Consider the following 13,981-nt stretch of genomic DNA (forward strand, 5'->3'; position numbering starts at 1 on the left):
GGCGACGGGCGTTGAGGAGCTGAAACTAGGCTGAATCTTCACCAACATTTAAATACTATAAATTCACATTTTTAGATCGTTTAGGTCTATGTCAATGCATCCGGGGCTCTCCGCCGATATGCCCAAACGGCATCAAAAATATTCTTCGAATGCATTGGATGCGGAGGCTTAGGGAGGCCATAAATGGCTTCTCTTATCTCTCAATAGTATTGATTTTGAATTTTATAGATCAATTTTGCATACGCCTTGAACCTTGTAGGAGCGAGCCTGCTCGCGAATAGCGGAAGGTCAATCGAGACATCTTTGCCTGACACACCGCTATCGCGAGCAGGCTCACTCCTACAAAAAAGCAGGTCTTTATTGCAACCCGACAACGGAGGTCATTCATGGCCCGTGTTTCTCTTCTCAGCCTGCCGCTAGCCGCGCCACCACTGGAAAACCAGCGCCTCTGGCCCAGCTTGAGTCGTCGGCTGTTGCCTTGGTTGCTACCCATCACCCTGTTCACGCTCTGGTGGCTCGCCAGCCGCAATCACTGGATGAGCGAGCAGATCCTGCCGGCACCGAGCCTTGTCTGGAGCAGTGCACTGGAGCTGTCCCAAGGCGAGTTGTGGAGCCATTTGTGGATCAGTCTTCAGCGCTTGTTCTGGGGCTTGCTGGCCGGGATCATCGCGGGCGCTGTTTTGGGTGCGGCACTGGGTTTCAGTCGTCGACTGGAGCGCCTGGTATTTCCAACCTTCGCCGGGTTGGCCCAAGTCCCGACCCTGGCCTGGATTCCGTTGTTCATGGTGTTTTTCGGCATCGGTGAAGTGCTGAAGCTGGTGGTGCTGATCAAGGCCATCGTGGTGCCGGTAACCCTGCATACGCTGGTTGGTGTGCGCGATGCACAACCAAAGCTGCGCGAAGCCGCCGCCGTGTTGCGCCTGCCCAGGCACCTGTTGATCCGCCGCCTGGTGCTGCCTGCCGCGCTGCCGGCATTCATGGCCGGTGTGCGCCTCGCGCTGGCCGCCGGCTGGACTTCACTGCTCGCTGTCGAACTGCTCGCTTCCAGCGAAGGCATCGGCTACCTGATGGTCTGGGCGCGGCAGTTGTTCATGCTCGACATCGTGTTCGTGTGCATCGTGGTGATCGGCTTGATCGGCGTGGCGATGGATCGCGGTATCGGTCTGCTGGACAGGAAACTGGTGCACTGGCCGCACCCGGCCACCGCCGAAATCCGTCGTGGGCCGCGTTATCAAGGCTGGCAGCGATTGCAACCGTGGCTGCTGCCACTGGCGCTCCTGGCGTTGTGGCAACTGACTTCGGATCAGCAATGGATTGACGCGAACATTCTGGTCAGCCCGCTGGCGGTCCTGCAGACGACTCGGGATGGATTGCTCGACGGCACGCTGATTGGCGGCATGGCCCTGAGCCTGGGCCGAACCCTTGGCGGATTGCTGCTCGGTGGCGGGCTCGGGTTTGCCTTGGGGCTGTTGCTGGGGTTGTCGCGCACCAGTGAGCGCGTGCTCGGCCCGACCCTCGCCGCCCTCCGCCAGATCGCCATTTTCGCCTGGGTGCCGCTGCTCACCGCGTGGTTCGGTCTGGGGGAATTGGCCAAGTGGGTGTTCGTTGCCCTGGCCGCCTTTTTCCCGCTGTTCATCGCCACCCAGCGCAGCGTCGCCCACCTGTCGCCGCAACTGAACGAGGCCGCGCAGGTGCTGCGCCTGAATCTGTGCCAGCGACTCGGTCGACTGGTGCTACCGGGCGCGGCACCGGGGATTTTTGCAGGGCTTCGGCTAAGCCTGATCTACGCCTGGCTCGGCACCATCGGCGCCGAATATTTCATGCCGTCCAACGGCGGCATCGGCAGCCAGATGATCGGCGCCCAGCAACTGCTGCGCATGGACCTGATCATGGCCGGCATGCTGCTGGTGGGCCTGACCGGTGCCCTGCTCAACCTCATTGGCCAACGCCTGGAAATCCGCGCCACTCGCTGGAGACACGCATGAACGCACCGATTGTCAGCTTCAATCACGTGGGCAAAACCTTCGACGTCGACGGCTTCACACTTGAGGCCATCCGCGAATTCAACCTGGACATCGCCGAGGGCGAATTCGTCGCCATCGTCGGCTCCAGCGGTTGCGGCAAATCCACTTTGCTGCGACTGCTGGTGGGCCTCGATACGCAATTTCGCGGGCAGATCAGCGTGGATGGAAAAGCTGTCACCGGCATCGGCGGCGAGCGCGGCATCGTCTTCCAGGAACACCGCTTGTTCCCGTGGCTGAGCGTGGCCGACAACATCGGTCTGGGCCTGGTCAACGAGCCTTTGAGCGCTGCGCAAAAGCACAAGCGTATCCATGATTTCATCGAACTGGTGGGCCTGGGCGACTTCGCCCGCGCCTATCCACACCAGCTCTCCGGCGGCATGGCGCAGCGCGTGGCCATCGCTCGCGGCCTAGTGGCCAGCCCACGGATTCTGCTGCTGGACGAGCCCTTCGGCGCCCTCGATGCGCTGACCCGCCAGCAGATGCAGGACGAACTGTTGGCGATCCGCGCCCGGGCAAAAATCACCACCGTGCTGGTCACCCACGATGTCGAGGAAGCGATCTTCCTCGCCGACCGCGTTGTGGTAATGGAGCCGCGTCCGGGGCGGATCAAGCAAGTGGTCGACATTGCCCTGCCCCATCCGCGCCAACGCAGCAGTTTCGACTTCCACCAGCTGCGCGAAGAACTGCTGCACGAACTCACCAGCGACGATCACTACCAGCCCCCCGTGCCGGTGCAGGTTCGCGATCTGCCGCTGTCCTTCATTGCCTACTGAAAAAGGAAATGCCTGATGCCGCAACGTCCCAACTTTCTAGTGATCCTGGCCGATGACCTGGGCTTTTCCGACATCGGCGCCTTCGGTGGCGAAATCAATACGCCGAACCTCGATGCACTGGCCAACAACGGTTTGCGCCTCACCGATTTTCACACCGCGCCGACCTGCTCGCCGACCCGGTCGATGCTGCTCACCGGCACCGATCACCACATCGCAGGCATCGGCACCATGGCCGAAGCATTGACCCCGGACCTGATCGGCAAACCGGGTTACGAAGGGCACCTGAACGACCGCGTGGTCGCCCTGCCCGAGTTGTTGCGCGAGGCGGGTTACCAGACGTTGATGAGCGGTAAATGGCACCTGGGCCTGACCGCTGAGCTGGCACCTCACGCCCGGGGTTTCGAGCGTTCGTTCTCGTTGCTGCCCGGTGCCGCCAACCATTACGGCTTTGAGCCGACCTACGATGAAACAACGCCACGGCTGCTGAAATCCACCCCGGCGCTGTACATCGAAGACGACCAATTCATCGATGAACTGCCCAAGGATTTCTATTCCTCCGATGCCTTTGGCGACAAGCTGCTGCAATACCTCAAGGAGCGCGACCAGACCCGGCCGTTCTTCGCCTACCTGCCGTTTTCCGCGCCGCACTGGCCTTTGCAGGCGCCGGTCGAAGTGGTGGAAAAATACCGCGGGCGTTATGACGCCGGCCCTGAAGTGCTGCGACTTGAGCGCCTGGAAAAACTCAAGAAACTGGGGCTGATCGAGGCCGATGTCGAGCCCCATCCGTTGATCCAGTTGACTGCACAATGGGATGCCCTGAGCGATGAGCAGCGGCAGATCTCCGCGCGGGCCATGGAGGTTTACGCGGCGATGGTCGAGCGCATGGACTGGAACATCGGGCGGGTCGTCGACTACCTGCGCCAGCAGGGGCAACTGGACAACACCTTCATTCTGTTCATGTCCGATAACGGTGCCGAAGGGGCATTGCTCGAAGCCTTCCCGAAATTCGGCCCGCAGTTGCTGACCTATCTCAACCAGCATTACGACAACAGCCTGGACAACATCGGCCGCGCCAACTCCTACGTCTGGTACGGGCCGAACTGGGCGCAAGTGGCGACCGCGCCGTCGCGGTTGTTCAAGGCCTTCACCACCGAAGGCGGGATCCGTGTTCCGGCGCTTGTGCATTATCCGCAGCTGCCGCTCAAGGGCCAGATCAGCCACGGTTTCGGCACGGTGATGGACATCACGCCGACCATTCTGGATCTTGCCGGCGTGCGCCATCCGGGCAAGCAATGGCACGGCAAGCCCGTGGCGGACGTTCGCGGGAAGTCGTGGCTTGGGTTCCTGTCGGGCGAGACGGCGCAAGTACATGACGAGCACACCGTCACCGGGTGGGAATTGTTCGGTCGACGGGCGATTCGACAAGGGCAATGGAAGGCGGTGTACATCCCGGGACCGGTCGGGCCGGCGACCTGGCAACTGTATGACCTGGGCAATGATCCAGGGGAGATTCATGACCTGGCGTCGAGCCAACCGCACAAGCTCGGTGCCTTGATCGAGCACTGGCAGCGGTATGTGGATGAGACTGGGGTGATCCTGAGTGAGTCGCCATTCCAGCCGGATTGATGCTGTCTGATCCACCGCTATCGCGAGCAAGCTCGCTCCCACCTTTGATCTTCAGTGAACACAATATTTGTGAACAATCGAGATCTCATGTGGGAGCGAGCCTGCTCGCGAAGAGGCCCTTACAAACAACCCTCAAGCCTGAGCCGTACGCCCCTTTTCTGCAGCCACTTCTTCCCTGCGCTCAAACCGGTTAGCCCGCGCAAACGTGCCGAAATCATTGAACCGCACACCCATCTCGCGCATCACTTTGTGCCCCACCGACACAGTCAACTGGCGGATGTAGAACGGCTCCTTCACCACAAAATGATGAATCCCGTGGCTGCTGCCGAAGTTGAAGCAGAACGCCTGCAACGGCCACAGCCACCACGCGTTCAGCACCTGGCACTGCTGCATCACGTTGCCCGGCTCCACGTCACCGTAGTAGTGCATGTTCGAGCTGATGAAGTGCAGGCAGAACGTGCGCAACACGTTCGGGCCGATGATCACGACTGCCGCGATGTCGATCACCTGCATCACCGACAACGTGGTCGCCGACCACTCGATCGGCGCGCCCATCAGGTGTGCTACGCCGTTCGCTGCGTGGAAACCGAGAAACACGTACCACGCGCCCCAATGCATCAGCGCCAGCGGTGCGTAGACCTTCAGCGTGCGCTGGATGATGCTGATCTTTTGCACCCGGGTCTTGGCCCGCAGCAGGCGGATGAACGACGACATCATGTTGTCGCCAATCATCAAGAATCGCGCGATGCCCCATGGTTCACCGTTGGTGATGGCGCGTTCTTCCATGTCGGTTTCAGAGCCCGACACCTTGTGGTGATTGAGGTGCAGATGGCGGCGAATCCACGGATTGATGGTGCTCGGCCGCGCCAGCCACACCAACCCCATCATCAGGTTGTGCGGCACCTTCTGCTTGCGGAAGTACATGCTGTGGATCAGGTCGTGTTCCAGTTCATGGGTCAACGAGGCGAAAAAGGCGTTGAGCAACAGGCACGCCCACCAGGCCATGTGCCCGGTCATGTAGAGCGCCGCCGAACCCACCATACCTGCCAAAGCGAAGGTCAGAATGCCTGCACCGAGGGCGTCCTGATGCTTGAGAATCGAATAGCGCTCGCGCAACTCGACGCCTTTGGCCAGTACCACTTCACGGATATACGCTGATCGCTGCGATGCATTCAGTCGCTGGGGGCTTGCAGAAGTACCGCTCATGCTTCCATCCTCTGGTTATTGATGGTTGCATCCTGCCTTGCGATCCTTCGCAACGCGGTAGCCGAGAACGCCAACCTGTTGACCGGAAGCGCCAATCAGCATGACTGAACCGACCTCCCTCGCCAGCTGGACCCGCGCCCTGCGCAAGCAACTCGATGCCCTGGGCATCGACAGCACCGCCCTGTGCCAGCAAGCGGGGCTCGACCCGCAACTGATGGACGACCCGAACGCGCGCTACCCGCTGTCTGGCACCACGCACCTGTGGAATCTGGCGGTGCAGGCCAGCGGCGATCCGGCGATCGGTTTGCGGGTTTCGCGTTTCGTCAGCCCGACCACTTTCCATGCGCTGGGTTATGCGCTGGTCGCCAGCGGCAGCCTGCGGGAAGTGTTCGAGCGCATCGTGCGTTATCACCAGGTGGTCAGCGATGCCCTGGAACTGGAGCTGACCCGCGCCGAGGATCGCTACTGTTTCAGTCTGAAAATTCCGGTAGGCAACCCGGCTCCTGCCTTCGAAGCCATCGACGCGTTCATGGCGATTTACGTGCGCACCTGCCGCAATCGCCTGGGTCGCGACTACGCGCCACTGGCGACCTACCTGCGCCGCCCGGAGCCGGCAGACGCACACCAATGGCATAAAGTCTTTCGCTCGCCCGTGCACTTCGGCGCCGACGAAGACCGACTGGAGTTCGCCCTCGTCGATTTCGACAGCCACCTGGACGATGCCAATCCGGAGCTGGCCGAACACAATGAAACCGTGCTCAAGCGCACCCTGGCGCAACTCAAGCCACTGACGTGGGAGCGCAAGGTCCGCGACGCCATTGAAGAACAACTGCCCGAAGGCGAACCGAGCGCCGAACACATCGCCAAGGCCCTGCACCTGAGCTTGCGCAGCCTGCAACGGCACCTGGCCGATGAAGGCTACCGGTTCGACACGCTGCTCAACGAAAGCCGCGAAAACCTCGCGCTGCTGCACCTGCGTGACCCGCAATGTTCGTTGAGCGAGATCAGTTATCTGCTCGGGTTTGCCGACACCAGCAGCTTCAGTCGTGCGTTCAAGCGCTGGACGGGTATGACGCCGGGGCAGTTTCGGGATGGGTTGCGCTGATCAGCCTTTGACCAGGCTGCGAGCCATACCCTCTTTCCACTGCTCCAGCATTGCCTCTCCAACTGCGGCAAAGGCACTGTTTGCCTTTATGTGTTGACCCATCTCGCCCATCGCCACTGCCATCCCATGGATGACCTGTTGCAGCAATTCGTTGCAGCGCCCCTCGGTCAAATTGCAGGCGGAGCGGCCAAACCGCATCAGCATTTTGTACTTGGGCCACGCCTTCGATCCGCCCAGTAACAACGCCATGCTATCGGTCTTGATGTAGACCGACGTGGTGATGATGTCGTAGGCAGGTGCCAGGCTGATTACTGCATCGACACCACAGTCTTCGTACAGAACGCCAAAGTTCTTGAGGTGCGCGTCGCCATTTTTCAGACCCGATGACAGCGCGACGATTTTGAAAAACGACTCCAGTGCCTGATTGAGCAAAGGCGGGGAAACAAACGCCTTGATCTGCTTGGCCGCACCTTCGTACGAACCATCGTATTTGGCTTTTGATGGCCAGGCATTGAGCACGCAGAAGTCCTCGAACCCCAGGTAACCTTTTTCATTCAGATCGAAGCGTTCAACGATCAAAAACTTGCCGTGCTCACTGAGTTCAAACTTCGGTACCTCAAGACCCGAATGCAACGCCGCCCGCATGCAGAAGTATTCATTGGCAGCGAGTTCCGGGTATTGCTCAGGACGAAAGGCTTTGACCAGATGCGTGGCCCCCCGATGGGACAGCCGATCGATGGTTGATGCGCTGTCACGCACCAGTACCTTCGGCTGTACACCGGAAACGCCTGAATACTGGCCATAGGTCTGCAAGAGGTCTTCGAACAGACCTTGCGCACCATCATGTACAAGAAGGTCCGCCAGGCTGGTTTCAGGTGGCTGGTCGCCCGGACCCTGGGCCGTTGAAATGCAGACTCTTCCGAGCTGGTGCGGGCCGACGATGGCAAGCATCGAAAAATCGTCAAACCCCCGGACGGCCTTGCTGAAGCGACGAGTCAATTCATCACGCAGGGCTCCCTCAGGCAGATTCATTTCAAAAACCGGTGGAACGCCCGATTCCCACGCGTAACTCTCCAGCCGCACCGGCATGGTCAACGAGACGGCGTTTTGTTCTGACGCGTTTTCGGCGTAGGCAAACACGCTATCAACGGGTGACTGACCACGACCAAGGACTCCGACCGCGCTGTTGGAAACGCTGATAGCCAGTCGATCCTTCTCCTGCGGCTCATCCATGGAAATCCACCTTTTTCAGGGTGTCCAGCGTCGGCCGCTTCGACTGTCGCGGCACGGCAGTCAGCTCATAACCGAAGCCATTGAGGATCGCCTCTACCTTGCGCAGACCAATTTCGGAGAGGGTGTTGTTTTCAATCCCGGAGATCGTCGCCCGGCTCATTCCGTACTGATGTGCCAATGCCTGCTGGGAGAGTTTTCTTTCCTTGCGTAACGTTCGGATCAGCTTGCCAAGGTTTTCCATTTCACCACCATGCATCGTATACAGTGCATATTTTATCAGTTTAACGATTATGCATTGTATTTAGTTCATGTCATGATTGAAGTCCAGCTACATTTGCTGACGCCCCTACCAGACATCAAACCATCGCCAGCACCCGCAACCGCACGGCATCGAGGATTTCAATTTCGCCGTAACTCAGCCCGATGATCCCTTGCCCCTGTAACTCCTTGAGGATCTGGTTGGTGGTTTGGCGCGATAGCGACAACATGGCGGCAAGCTGCTCCTGGGGCAGCTGCAGGACGCGACGCGGTGGGGCGGTCTCGCCATAGCCTTCGGCGATCATCAGCAAGCGGTGCGCCAGCCGTGCCGGGGCCGGCAACAGGCTCAGTTGTTCGAGGTTGATGAAGGTCATGCGCAATTTCTGGCTCATCAGCAACGCCAGTTGCCGCCAGTGCTGCGGTTGCTCGTCGAGCAGCGCCAGCAAGGTGTTCTGAGGAATGTGCAGCAGCGTGCACTGGCCCACGCCGTACGCATCGTGGGTGCGTGGCTGGCCATCGAACAGGCAGATTTCGCCGAACCAGTGCGGCGGCTCCACCAGGCTCAGCAACGCTTCCTTGCCCTGCTCACTCACTGCCCCGACGCGCACCGCGCCTTCAAGCACCGCGTACAGGCCGCAGGGCGGACCGCCACGCTTGAACAGCCGCTGCCCCGGCGACAGGCGCCGCAGCCTGGCCACCGACAGCAGGCTATCCTGTAGGGAAACAGGCAAATGGCTGAACCACTGACCGCTCATCAGGCGTGGACGCCAGACCTGCATATCCATGAAAACTCCTAGAGATTGTCGCCTGGCTGACAGAGCGGGAAGTGACCCCGGGGCATGATCAATCACCCCACAGGAGAACAACAATGAAAAGCCTCGTCGACCACCTCAGTCAATACGCCGCCTACCACCGTGACCCGCGCAACATCGCCTCGCACTTTATCGGCATTCCGCTGATCGTGGTGGCCGTGGCCGTGCTGCTGTCACGTCCGCAGTGGGCCGGGGGCTGGCTTTCGCCGGCGGTGCTGGTGTCACTGGCCTCAGCGTGGTTTTACCTGCGCCTTGAACTGCGCCTTGGGGTGCTGATGACGGTGTTGCTCGGGCTGTGTGTCTGGGCAGGTCAGGTGCTGGCGCAACAAAGCACGCTGGTCTGGCTGGGCAGTGGCGTGGCGATGTTCGTGATCGGCTGGGCGATCCAGTTTGTCGGCCATCACTACGAAGGGCGCAAACCGGCATTTGTCGATGACATGACCGGGTTGATTGTCGGGCCGTTGTTTGTGGTGGCCGAGTTGGCGTTCATGCTGGGGATGCGGCATGAGCTCAAAGAGCAGATCGAGGCGCGGGCGGGTGGGGTGCGGGTCAATCCGAAGCGTGCCGCTGTTTAGATAGTTATCGCGAGCAGGCTCGCTCCCACACTGATTTGCGTCGTTCACAAATCCACTGTGGGAGCGAGCCTGCTCGCGAAGCTTTTGCCTTAGATATTCGCAACCTTCTGCCAGACCTTCGGCTTGAAGAACAGCGTCTCGCCTTTCGCCAAACCAACCAGGCTGTCGTGATCCTTGACCACTTCAGCTTCGATCAGATCGCTCTGCCCTTCGACCTTCAACGTCACCCGTGTCGTCGCGCCCAGCGGTCGAATATCCCGCACTTCAGCCGCGTGGTGATCTTCCAGCTCATGGCGTGACAACGACACCTCGTGCGGGCGGAACAGCACGTGCTTGTCTTCGCCCAGGTGCAGTCGGTTCGAATCACCGAGGAAGTGATAGACGAAATCGCTGGCCGGGTTTTCGTAGACGTCACCCGGTGAGCCGATCTGTTCGATCACACCCTTGTTCATCACCACGATACGGTCGGCGACTTCCATCGCTTCTTCCTGGTCGTGGGTCACGAACACCGAGGTCAGGTTGATGTCTTCGTGCAGACGCGCCAACCAGCGGCGCAGTTCTTTACGGACCTTGGCGTCGAGGGCGCCGAAAGGCTCGTCGAGCAGCAGCACTTTCGGCTCCACCGCCAGCGCCCGAGCCAGGGCAATGCGCTGGCGCTGACCACCGGAGAGTTGCTCCGGGTAGCGATCCGACAACCAGTCCAGTTGCACCATGTTCAGCAGTTCATGGACTTTGGTTGCGATCTGGCTTTCGCTCGGGCGCTGGCTTTTCGGCTTCATGCGCAGGCCGAACGCGACGTTGTCGAACACTGTCATGTGGCGGAACAACGCGTAGTGCTGGAACACGAAACCGACGTTGCGATCGCGCACGTCGTGGCCGGAAACGTCTTCACCGTGGAACACGATGTTGCCCTGGTCCGGGGTTTCCAGGCCGGCGATGATCCGTAGCAGCGTGGTCTTGCCGCAACCCGACGGACCGAGCAAGGCGACGAGTTCGCCGCTCTGGATGTCCAGGCTGATGTTGTCCAGCGCCTTGAAGGCATGGAAGTTCTTGCTGACGTTACGCACTTCGATCGACATGAATTATTCCTCCGCGGCGCTGGCGCGCAGGCGGTTAATACGGTTTTCGCTCCACTGCTTGAGCAGCAGGATGAAGAGCGCCAGGATCAGCAACAGGCTCGCCACGGCGAATGCCGCCACGTGGTTGTATTCGTTGTAGAGGATCTCGACGTGCAACGGCAGGGTGTTGGTCACCCCGCGAATGTGCCCGGACACCACCGACACCGCACCGAATTCCCCCATGGCCCGCGCGGTACACAACACCACGCCATAGATCAGGCCCCATTTGATGTTGGGCACGGTGACGTGCCAGAACATCTGCCAGCCGTTGGCCCCGAGCAGACGCGCGGCCTCCTCTTCCTGGGTGCCTTGTTCCTGCATCAGCGGGATCAGTTCACGGGCCACGAACGGCACGGTGACGAAGATCGTCGCCAGCACGATGCCCGGCAGGGCGAAGACGATCTGGATGTCGTGGTCCTGCAACCACGGGCCGAACAGGCCCTGGGCGCCGAACATCAGCACATAGACCAGGCCGGCGATCACCGGCGATACCGAGAACGGCAGGTCGATCAGGGTCACCAGCATGCTCTTGCCGCGGAACGAGTACTTGCTCACGCACCAGGCGGCGCTGACGCCGAACACCAGGTTCAGCGGCACCGAAATCAGCACGGCGATGACCGTGAGCTTCAGCGCCGATAGCGCGTCCGCCTCAAAGATCGCGGTGAAAAACGCCCCGAGGCCGAGCTTCAGCCCCTGGGACACCACGATGAACAGCGGCAGCAACAGGAACAGTGCAAAAATCAGCCAGCCAAGGCCGATCAGGATTCGCCGAGAAGTCGCACTGCCACGACGGGCAGCGTTCGAGGAAGCGGCAGCAATAGACGATTGGGACATGGGTGCGCCTCCTTATGGGGTTTCGATGCGCCGCTGCAACAAGTTGATCAGCAGCAACAGGACGAAGGAAACCACCAGCATCAGTACACCAATGGAGGTAGCGCCGGTGTAATCGTATTGGTCGAGCTTGACCATGATCAGCAGCGGCAGAATCTCGGTTTTCATCGGCATGTTGCCGGCGATGAAAATCACCGAACCATACTCGCCGACCCCGCGGGCAAAGGCCAAGGCGAAACCGGTGAGCCATGCCGGAAGCAGTGCCGGCAGCAGGATATGGCGGAAAACCTGCAACGGTTTTGCCCCCAGGCACGCTGCCGCTTCTTCCACTTCACGGGGAATATCCGCCAATACTGGCTGTACGGTACGTACTACGAATGGAAGTGTCACAAAAGTGAGGGCGAGGGTGATGCCCAGAGGGGTGTAGGCGATCTTGAAACCCAGATCCGCTGCAAACTGACCCACCAGACCGGTTGGGGTGTACAGCGCCGTCAGCGCAATACCGGCCACCGCCGTGGGCAATGCGAACGGCAAGTCGATCATTGCATCGATCACTTTTCGTCCAGGGAAGGTATAGCGCACTAATACCCAGGCCAACAGCGTGCCGATGATGCCGTTGATGATCGCGGCACACAGGGCAGTGCCGAAACTGAGCTTCAACGCGGCCAGCACCCGTGGCGCCGAGATGATTGCCCAGAATTGATCCCAGGTGAGTTGAGCGGCATGCACGAACATCGCCGCCAGTGGTATGAGCACAATCAGGCTGAGGTACACCAAGGTGTAGCCCAGCGTCAGCCCGAAGCCGGGTATGACGGGGGAGATACGACGCGACATAAAAGTCCCTGGTTAAATTTTGTTCTGCCAAGTGCATTCATGTGGGAGCGAGCCTGCTCGCGAAGGGGGAGTACCAGTCAACATCCCTGTCGCCTGAAATACCGTCTTCGCGAGCAGGCTCGCTCCCACACGTTAAACACCTTAGCCAATTGACATCAGGATTACTGCGCCTGATAGATCTGGTCGAACACGCCCCCGTCATTGAAGAATTTCGGCTGTGCGGTTTTCCAGCCGCCGAAGTCCTTGTCGATGCTCACCAGTTCCAGTTTCGGGAACTGCTGGGCGTACTTGGCGGCCACATCCTTGTCACGTGGACGATAGAAGTTCTTCGCCGCGATTTCCTGGCCGGCCGGGCTGTACAGGTGCTTGAGATAGGCCTCGGCGATCTGCTCGTTGCCCTTTTTCCCGGCATTTTTGTCGACTACCGCCACGGGTGGCTCGGCGAGAATCGACAGCGAAGGCACGACGATGTCGAACTTGTCGGCGCCGCCCTCTTCTTTCAGGGCCAGGAAGGCTTCGTTTTCCCAGGCCAGCAATACGTCGCCCTGACCGTTGTTGACGAAGGTAATGGTCGAGCCGCGAGCGCCGGTGTCCAGCACTGGCACGTGCTTGAACAGGGTCTGTACGTATTCCTTGGCCTTGGCTTCGTCGCCGCCATTGGCTTTCAGGCCATAGGCCCACGCCGCGAGGAAGTTCCAGCGCGCACCACCGGAGGTTTTCGGGTTCGGCGTGATCACCGAGACGTCATTCTTGATCAGGTCGCCCCAGTCTTTGATGCCTTTGGGGTTGCCCTTGCGCACCAGGAACACGATGGTCGAGGTGTAAGGCGTGCTAGCGTCCGGCAGGCGTTTTTGCCAGTCCGCCGGCAGGGACTTGCCAAGCTTGGCGATTTCGTCGATATCACCGGCCAGGGCCAGGGTCACGACGTCGGCGCGCAGGCCGTCGATCACCGCCCGACCTTGCTTGCCCGAACCGCCGTGGGATTGCTGGACCTTCACGGTGTCGCCCGCGTGGTCCTTCTGCCAGAATTTGATGAACTCGGCATTGTAGTCCTGGTACAGCTCGCGGGTCGGGTCGTACGACACGTTGAGCAGCTCGTAGTCCTTGGCAACGGCGGAACCGGCAAAAAGGGCGCTGGCCAGGGCGGCCAAAGCGAAATGACGAATCGACGACATGGTGAAAGCTCCTGGAATTCTTGGTTTGTTGGCTTTTTCTTATGGGATATCGCGTTGCCTGATTCGCCTCAGCCCGGCTTGTTGCCCGGCTGCTGCAAACGGAATTTTTCCTTGCGCTCGATCTGTACCACCTGGGCGTTGTGCACGGTGATTTCCACGGCACCAAAGCGCAGATCGCGCAGGGCACTCTGGATTTCACGCAGGATGGTGGCTTCGTCTTGACCGTCGACGCTACGCAGGGATGCGCTCATATTGCTGCTCCTTCAACTGAGAGGTTGCCTCGCAGTGTCGGCACTGCTTGCGGCTTGAGAGCAATACTAGAGAGGTGTAGATATTCTTAAAAAGACTATTTAAGAATGTTTATATAACCAGAAGAGATTAAGTGAAGGGGTAAGGGTTTGAGGTGAACAG

14 protein-coding genes are annotated in these 13,981 nt (G+C 59.8%); 5 read left to right on the forward strand and 9 right to left on the reverse strand.

What is annotated here, in order from left to right; all coding sequences use genetic code 11:
- Positions 1–386 precede the first annotated feature (386 nt).
- Genes BSF44_RS20150 through BSF44_RS20160 form a run of 3 tightly spaced genes read left to right on the forward strand, consistent with a single transcriptional unit; the run spans position 387 to position 4,423 of the window.
- A complete protein-coding gene (locus BSF44_RS20150; protein WP_095944997.1) occupies positions 387–1,985 on the forward strand; it encodes an ABC transporter permease in 1,599 nt (532 codons plus the stop codon).
- The gene (locus BSF44_RS20155) at positions 1,982–2,797 is read left to right on the forward strand and encodes an ABC transporter ATP-binding protein (RefSeq protein ID WP_095944998.1); all 816 of its coding nucleotides are present in this window, start codon (positions 1,982–1,984) and stop codon (positions 2,795–2,797) included. The genes BSF44_RS20150 and BSF44_RS20155 overlap by 4 nt, the downstream gene beginning before the upstream one ends.
- A gap of 15 nt (positions 2,798–2,812) precedes the next feature.
- Entirely contained in the window at positions 2,813–4,423 is a 1,611-nt protein-coding gene (locus BSF44_RS20160) for an arylsulfatase (protein ID WP_095944999.1), read from the forward strand.
- Positions 4,424–4,555: 132 nt separating this feature from the next.
- Here BSF44_RS20160 and BSF44_RS20165 read toward each other — a convergent pair whose 3' ends face one another.
- The gene (locus tag BSF44_RS20165) at positions 4,556–5,629 is read right to left on the reverse strand and encodes a fatty acid desaturase (RefSeq protein ID WP_095945000.1); all 1,074 of its coding nucleotides are present in this window, start codon (positions 5,627–5,629) and stop codon (positions 4,556–4,558) included.
- A 100-nt stretch (positions 5,630–5,729) separates the two neighbouring features.
- On the opposite strand from BSF44_RS20165, the gene BSF44_RS20170 reads away from it, so the two are divergent.
- A complete protein-coding gene (locus tag BSF44_RS20170) occupies positions 5,730–6,734 on the forward strand; it encodes an AraC family transcriptional regulator (RefSeq protein WP_095945001.1) in 1,005 nt (334 codons plus the stop codon).
- Here the strand turns inward: BSF44_RS20170 and BSF44_RS20175 are convergent, their stop codons facing one another.
- The 3 genes from BSF44_RS20175 to BSF44_RS20185 all read right to left on the reverse strand — a co-directional run bounded on the left by BSF44_RS20175 (position 6,735) and on the right by BSF44_RS20185 (position 9,010).
- Complete coding sequence (locus BSF44_RS20175) at positions 6,735–7,967, reverse strand: type II toxin-antitoxin system HipA family toxin (RefSeq protein WP_095945002.1); 1,233 nt, start codon at positions 7,965–7,967, stop codon at positions 6,735–6,737. It lies immediately after the preceding gene.
- Positions 7,960–8,208 (reverse strand): helix-turn-helix domain-containing protein, encoded by a 249-nt coding sequence (locus tag BSF44_RS20180; RefSeq protein ID WP_095945003.1) that lies wholly within the window; start codon positions 8,206–8,208, stop codon positions 7,960–7,962. The genes BSF44_RS20175 and BSF44_RS20180 overlap by 8 nt, the downstream gene beginning before the upstream one ends.
- Positions 8,209–8,323: 115 nt before the next feature.
- Positions 8,324–9,010, reverse strand: coding sequence for a Crp/Fnr family transcriptional regulator (locus BSF44_RS20185; protein ID WP_095945004.1), 687 nt, complete (start codon positions 9,008–9,010; stop codon positions 8,324–8,326).
- 83 nt (positions 9,011–9,093) lie between these two features.
- Here BSF44_RS20185 and BSF44_RS20190 point away from each other — a divergent pair, with 83 nt between their 5' ends.
- The gene (locus tag BSF44_RS20190; RefSeq protein WP_095945005.1) at positions 9,094–9,612 is read left to right on the forward strand and encodes a DUF962 domain-containing protein; all 519 of its coding nucleotides are present in this window, start codon (positions 9,094–9,096) and stop codon (positions 9,610–9,612) included.
- A gap of 89 nt (positions 9,613–9,701) precedes the next feature.
- Here the strand turns inward: BSF44_RS20190 and BSF44_RS20195 are convergent, their stop codons facing one another.
- From BSF44_RS20195 to oscA, 5 genes are all read right to left on the reverse strand, one after another.
- On the reverse strand, positions 9,702–10,691 hold the full coding sequence (locus BSF44_RS20195; RefSeq protein ID WP_095945006.1) for a sulfate/molybdate ABC transporter ATP-binding protein: 990 nt from the start codon (positions 10,689–10,691) through the stop codon (positions 9,702–9,704).
- 3 nt (positions 10,692–10,694) lie between these two features.
- Positions 10,695–11,564, reverse strand: a complete 870-nt coding sequence (gene cysW, locus BSF44_RS20200; protein ID WP_008045439.1) for a sulfate ABC transporter permease subunit CysW — start codon at positions 11,562–11,564, stop codon at positions 10,695–10,697.
- Positions 11,565–11,576: 12 nt separating this feature from the next.
- Positions 11,577–12,395, reverse strand: coding sequence for a sulfate ABC transporter permease subunit CysT (cysT, locus tag BSF44_RS20205; RefSeq protein ID WP_007972956.1), 819 nt, complete (start codon positions 12,393–12,395; stop codon positions 11,577–11,579).
- A 161-nt stretch (positions 12,396–12,556) separates the two neighbouring features.
- A complete protein-coding gene (locus BSF44_RS20210) occupies positions 12,557–13,570 on the reverse strand; it encodes a sulfate ABC transporter substrate-binding protein (protein WP_095945007.1) in 1,014 nt (337 codons plus the stop codon).
- A gap of 68 nt (positions 13,571–13,638) precedes the next feature.
- Positions 13,639–13,821, reverse strand: a complete 183-nt coding sequence (oscA, locus tag BSF44_RS20215; RefSeq protein ID WP_007975618.1) for a sulfur starvation response protein OscA — start codon at positions 13,819–13,821, stop codon at positions 13,639–13,641.
- Between the last annotated feature and the right edge of the window lie 160 nt (positions 13,822–13,981).

The sequence above is a fragment of the Pseudomonas sp. ACN8 genome (assembly GCF_002303925.1).
In the GTDB taxonomy this organism is placed as follows: Bacteria; Pseudomonadota; Gammaproteobacteria; order Pseudomonadales; family Pseudomonadaceae; genus Aquipseudomonas.

Coding starts and splice junctions, on each gene's coding strand:
- BSF44_RS20150 (WP_095944997.1), top strand. CDS start 387: ATGGCCCGTGTTTCTCTTCTCAGCCTGCCGCTAGCCGCGCCACCACTG.
- BSF44_RS20155 (WP_095944998.1), top strand. CDS start 1,982: ATGAACGCACCGATTGTCAGCTTCAATCACGTGGGCAAAACCTTCGAC.
- BSF44_RS20160 (WP_095944999.1), top strand. CDS start 2,813: ATGCCGCAACGTCCCAACTTTCTAGTGATCCTGGCCGATGACCTGGGC.
- BSF44_RS20165 (WP_095945000.1), bottom strand. CDS start 5,629: ATGAGCGGTACTTCTGCAAGCCCCCAGCGACTGAATGCATCGCAGCGA.
- BSF44_RS20170 (WP_095945001.1), top strand. CDS start 5,730: ATGACTGAACCGACCTCCCTCGCCAGCTGGACCCGCGCCCTGCGCAAG.
- BSF44_RS20175 (WP_095945002.1), bottom strand. CDS start 7,967: ATGGATGAGCCGCAGGAGAAGGATCGACTGGCTATCAGCGTTTCCAAC.
- BSF44_RS20180 (WP_095945003.1), bottom strand. CDS start 8,208: ATGGAAAACCTTGGCAAGCTGATCCGAACGTTACGCAAGGAAAGAAAA.
- BSF44_RS20185 (WP_095945004.1), bottom strand. CDS start 9,010: ATGGATATGCAGGTCTGGCGTCCACGCCTGATGAGCGGTCAGTGGTTC.
- BSF44_RS20190 (WP_095945005.1), top strand. CDS start 9,094: ATGAAAAGCCTCGTCGACCACCTCAGTCAATACGCCGCCTACCACCGT.
- BSF44_RS20195 (WP_095945006.1), bottom strand. CDS start 10,691: ATGTCGATCGAAGTGCGTAACGTCAGCAAGAACTTCCATGCCTTCAAG.
- cysW (WP_008045439.1), bottom strand. CDS start 11,564: ATGTCCCAATCGTCTATTGCTGCCGCTTCCTCGAACGCTGCCCGTCGT.
- cysT (WP_007972956.1), bottom strand. CDS start 12,395: ATGTCGCGTCGTATCTCCCCCGTCATACCCGGCTTCGGGCTGACGCTG.
- BSF44_RS20210 (WP_095945007.1), bottom strand. CDS start 13,570: ATGTCGTCGATTCGTCATTTCGCTTTGGCCGCCCTGGCCAGCGCCCTT.
- oscA (WP_007975618.1), bottom strand. CDS start 13,821: ATGAGCGCATCCCTGCGTAGCGTCGACGGTCAAGACGAAGCCACCATC.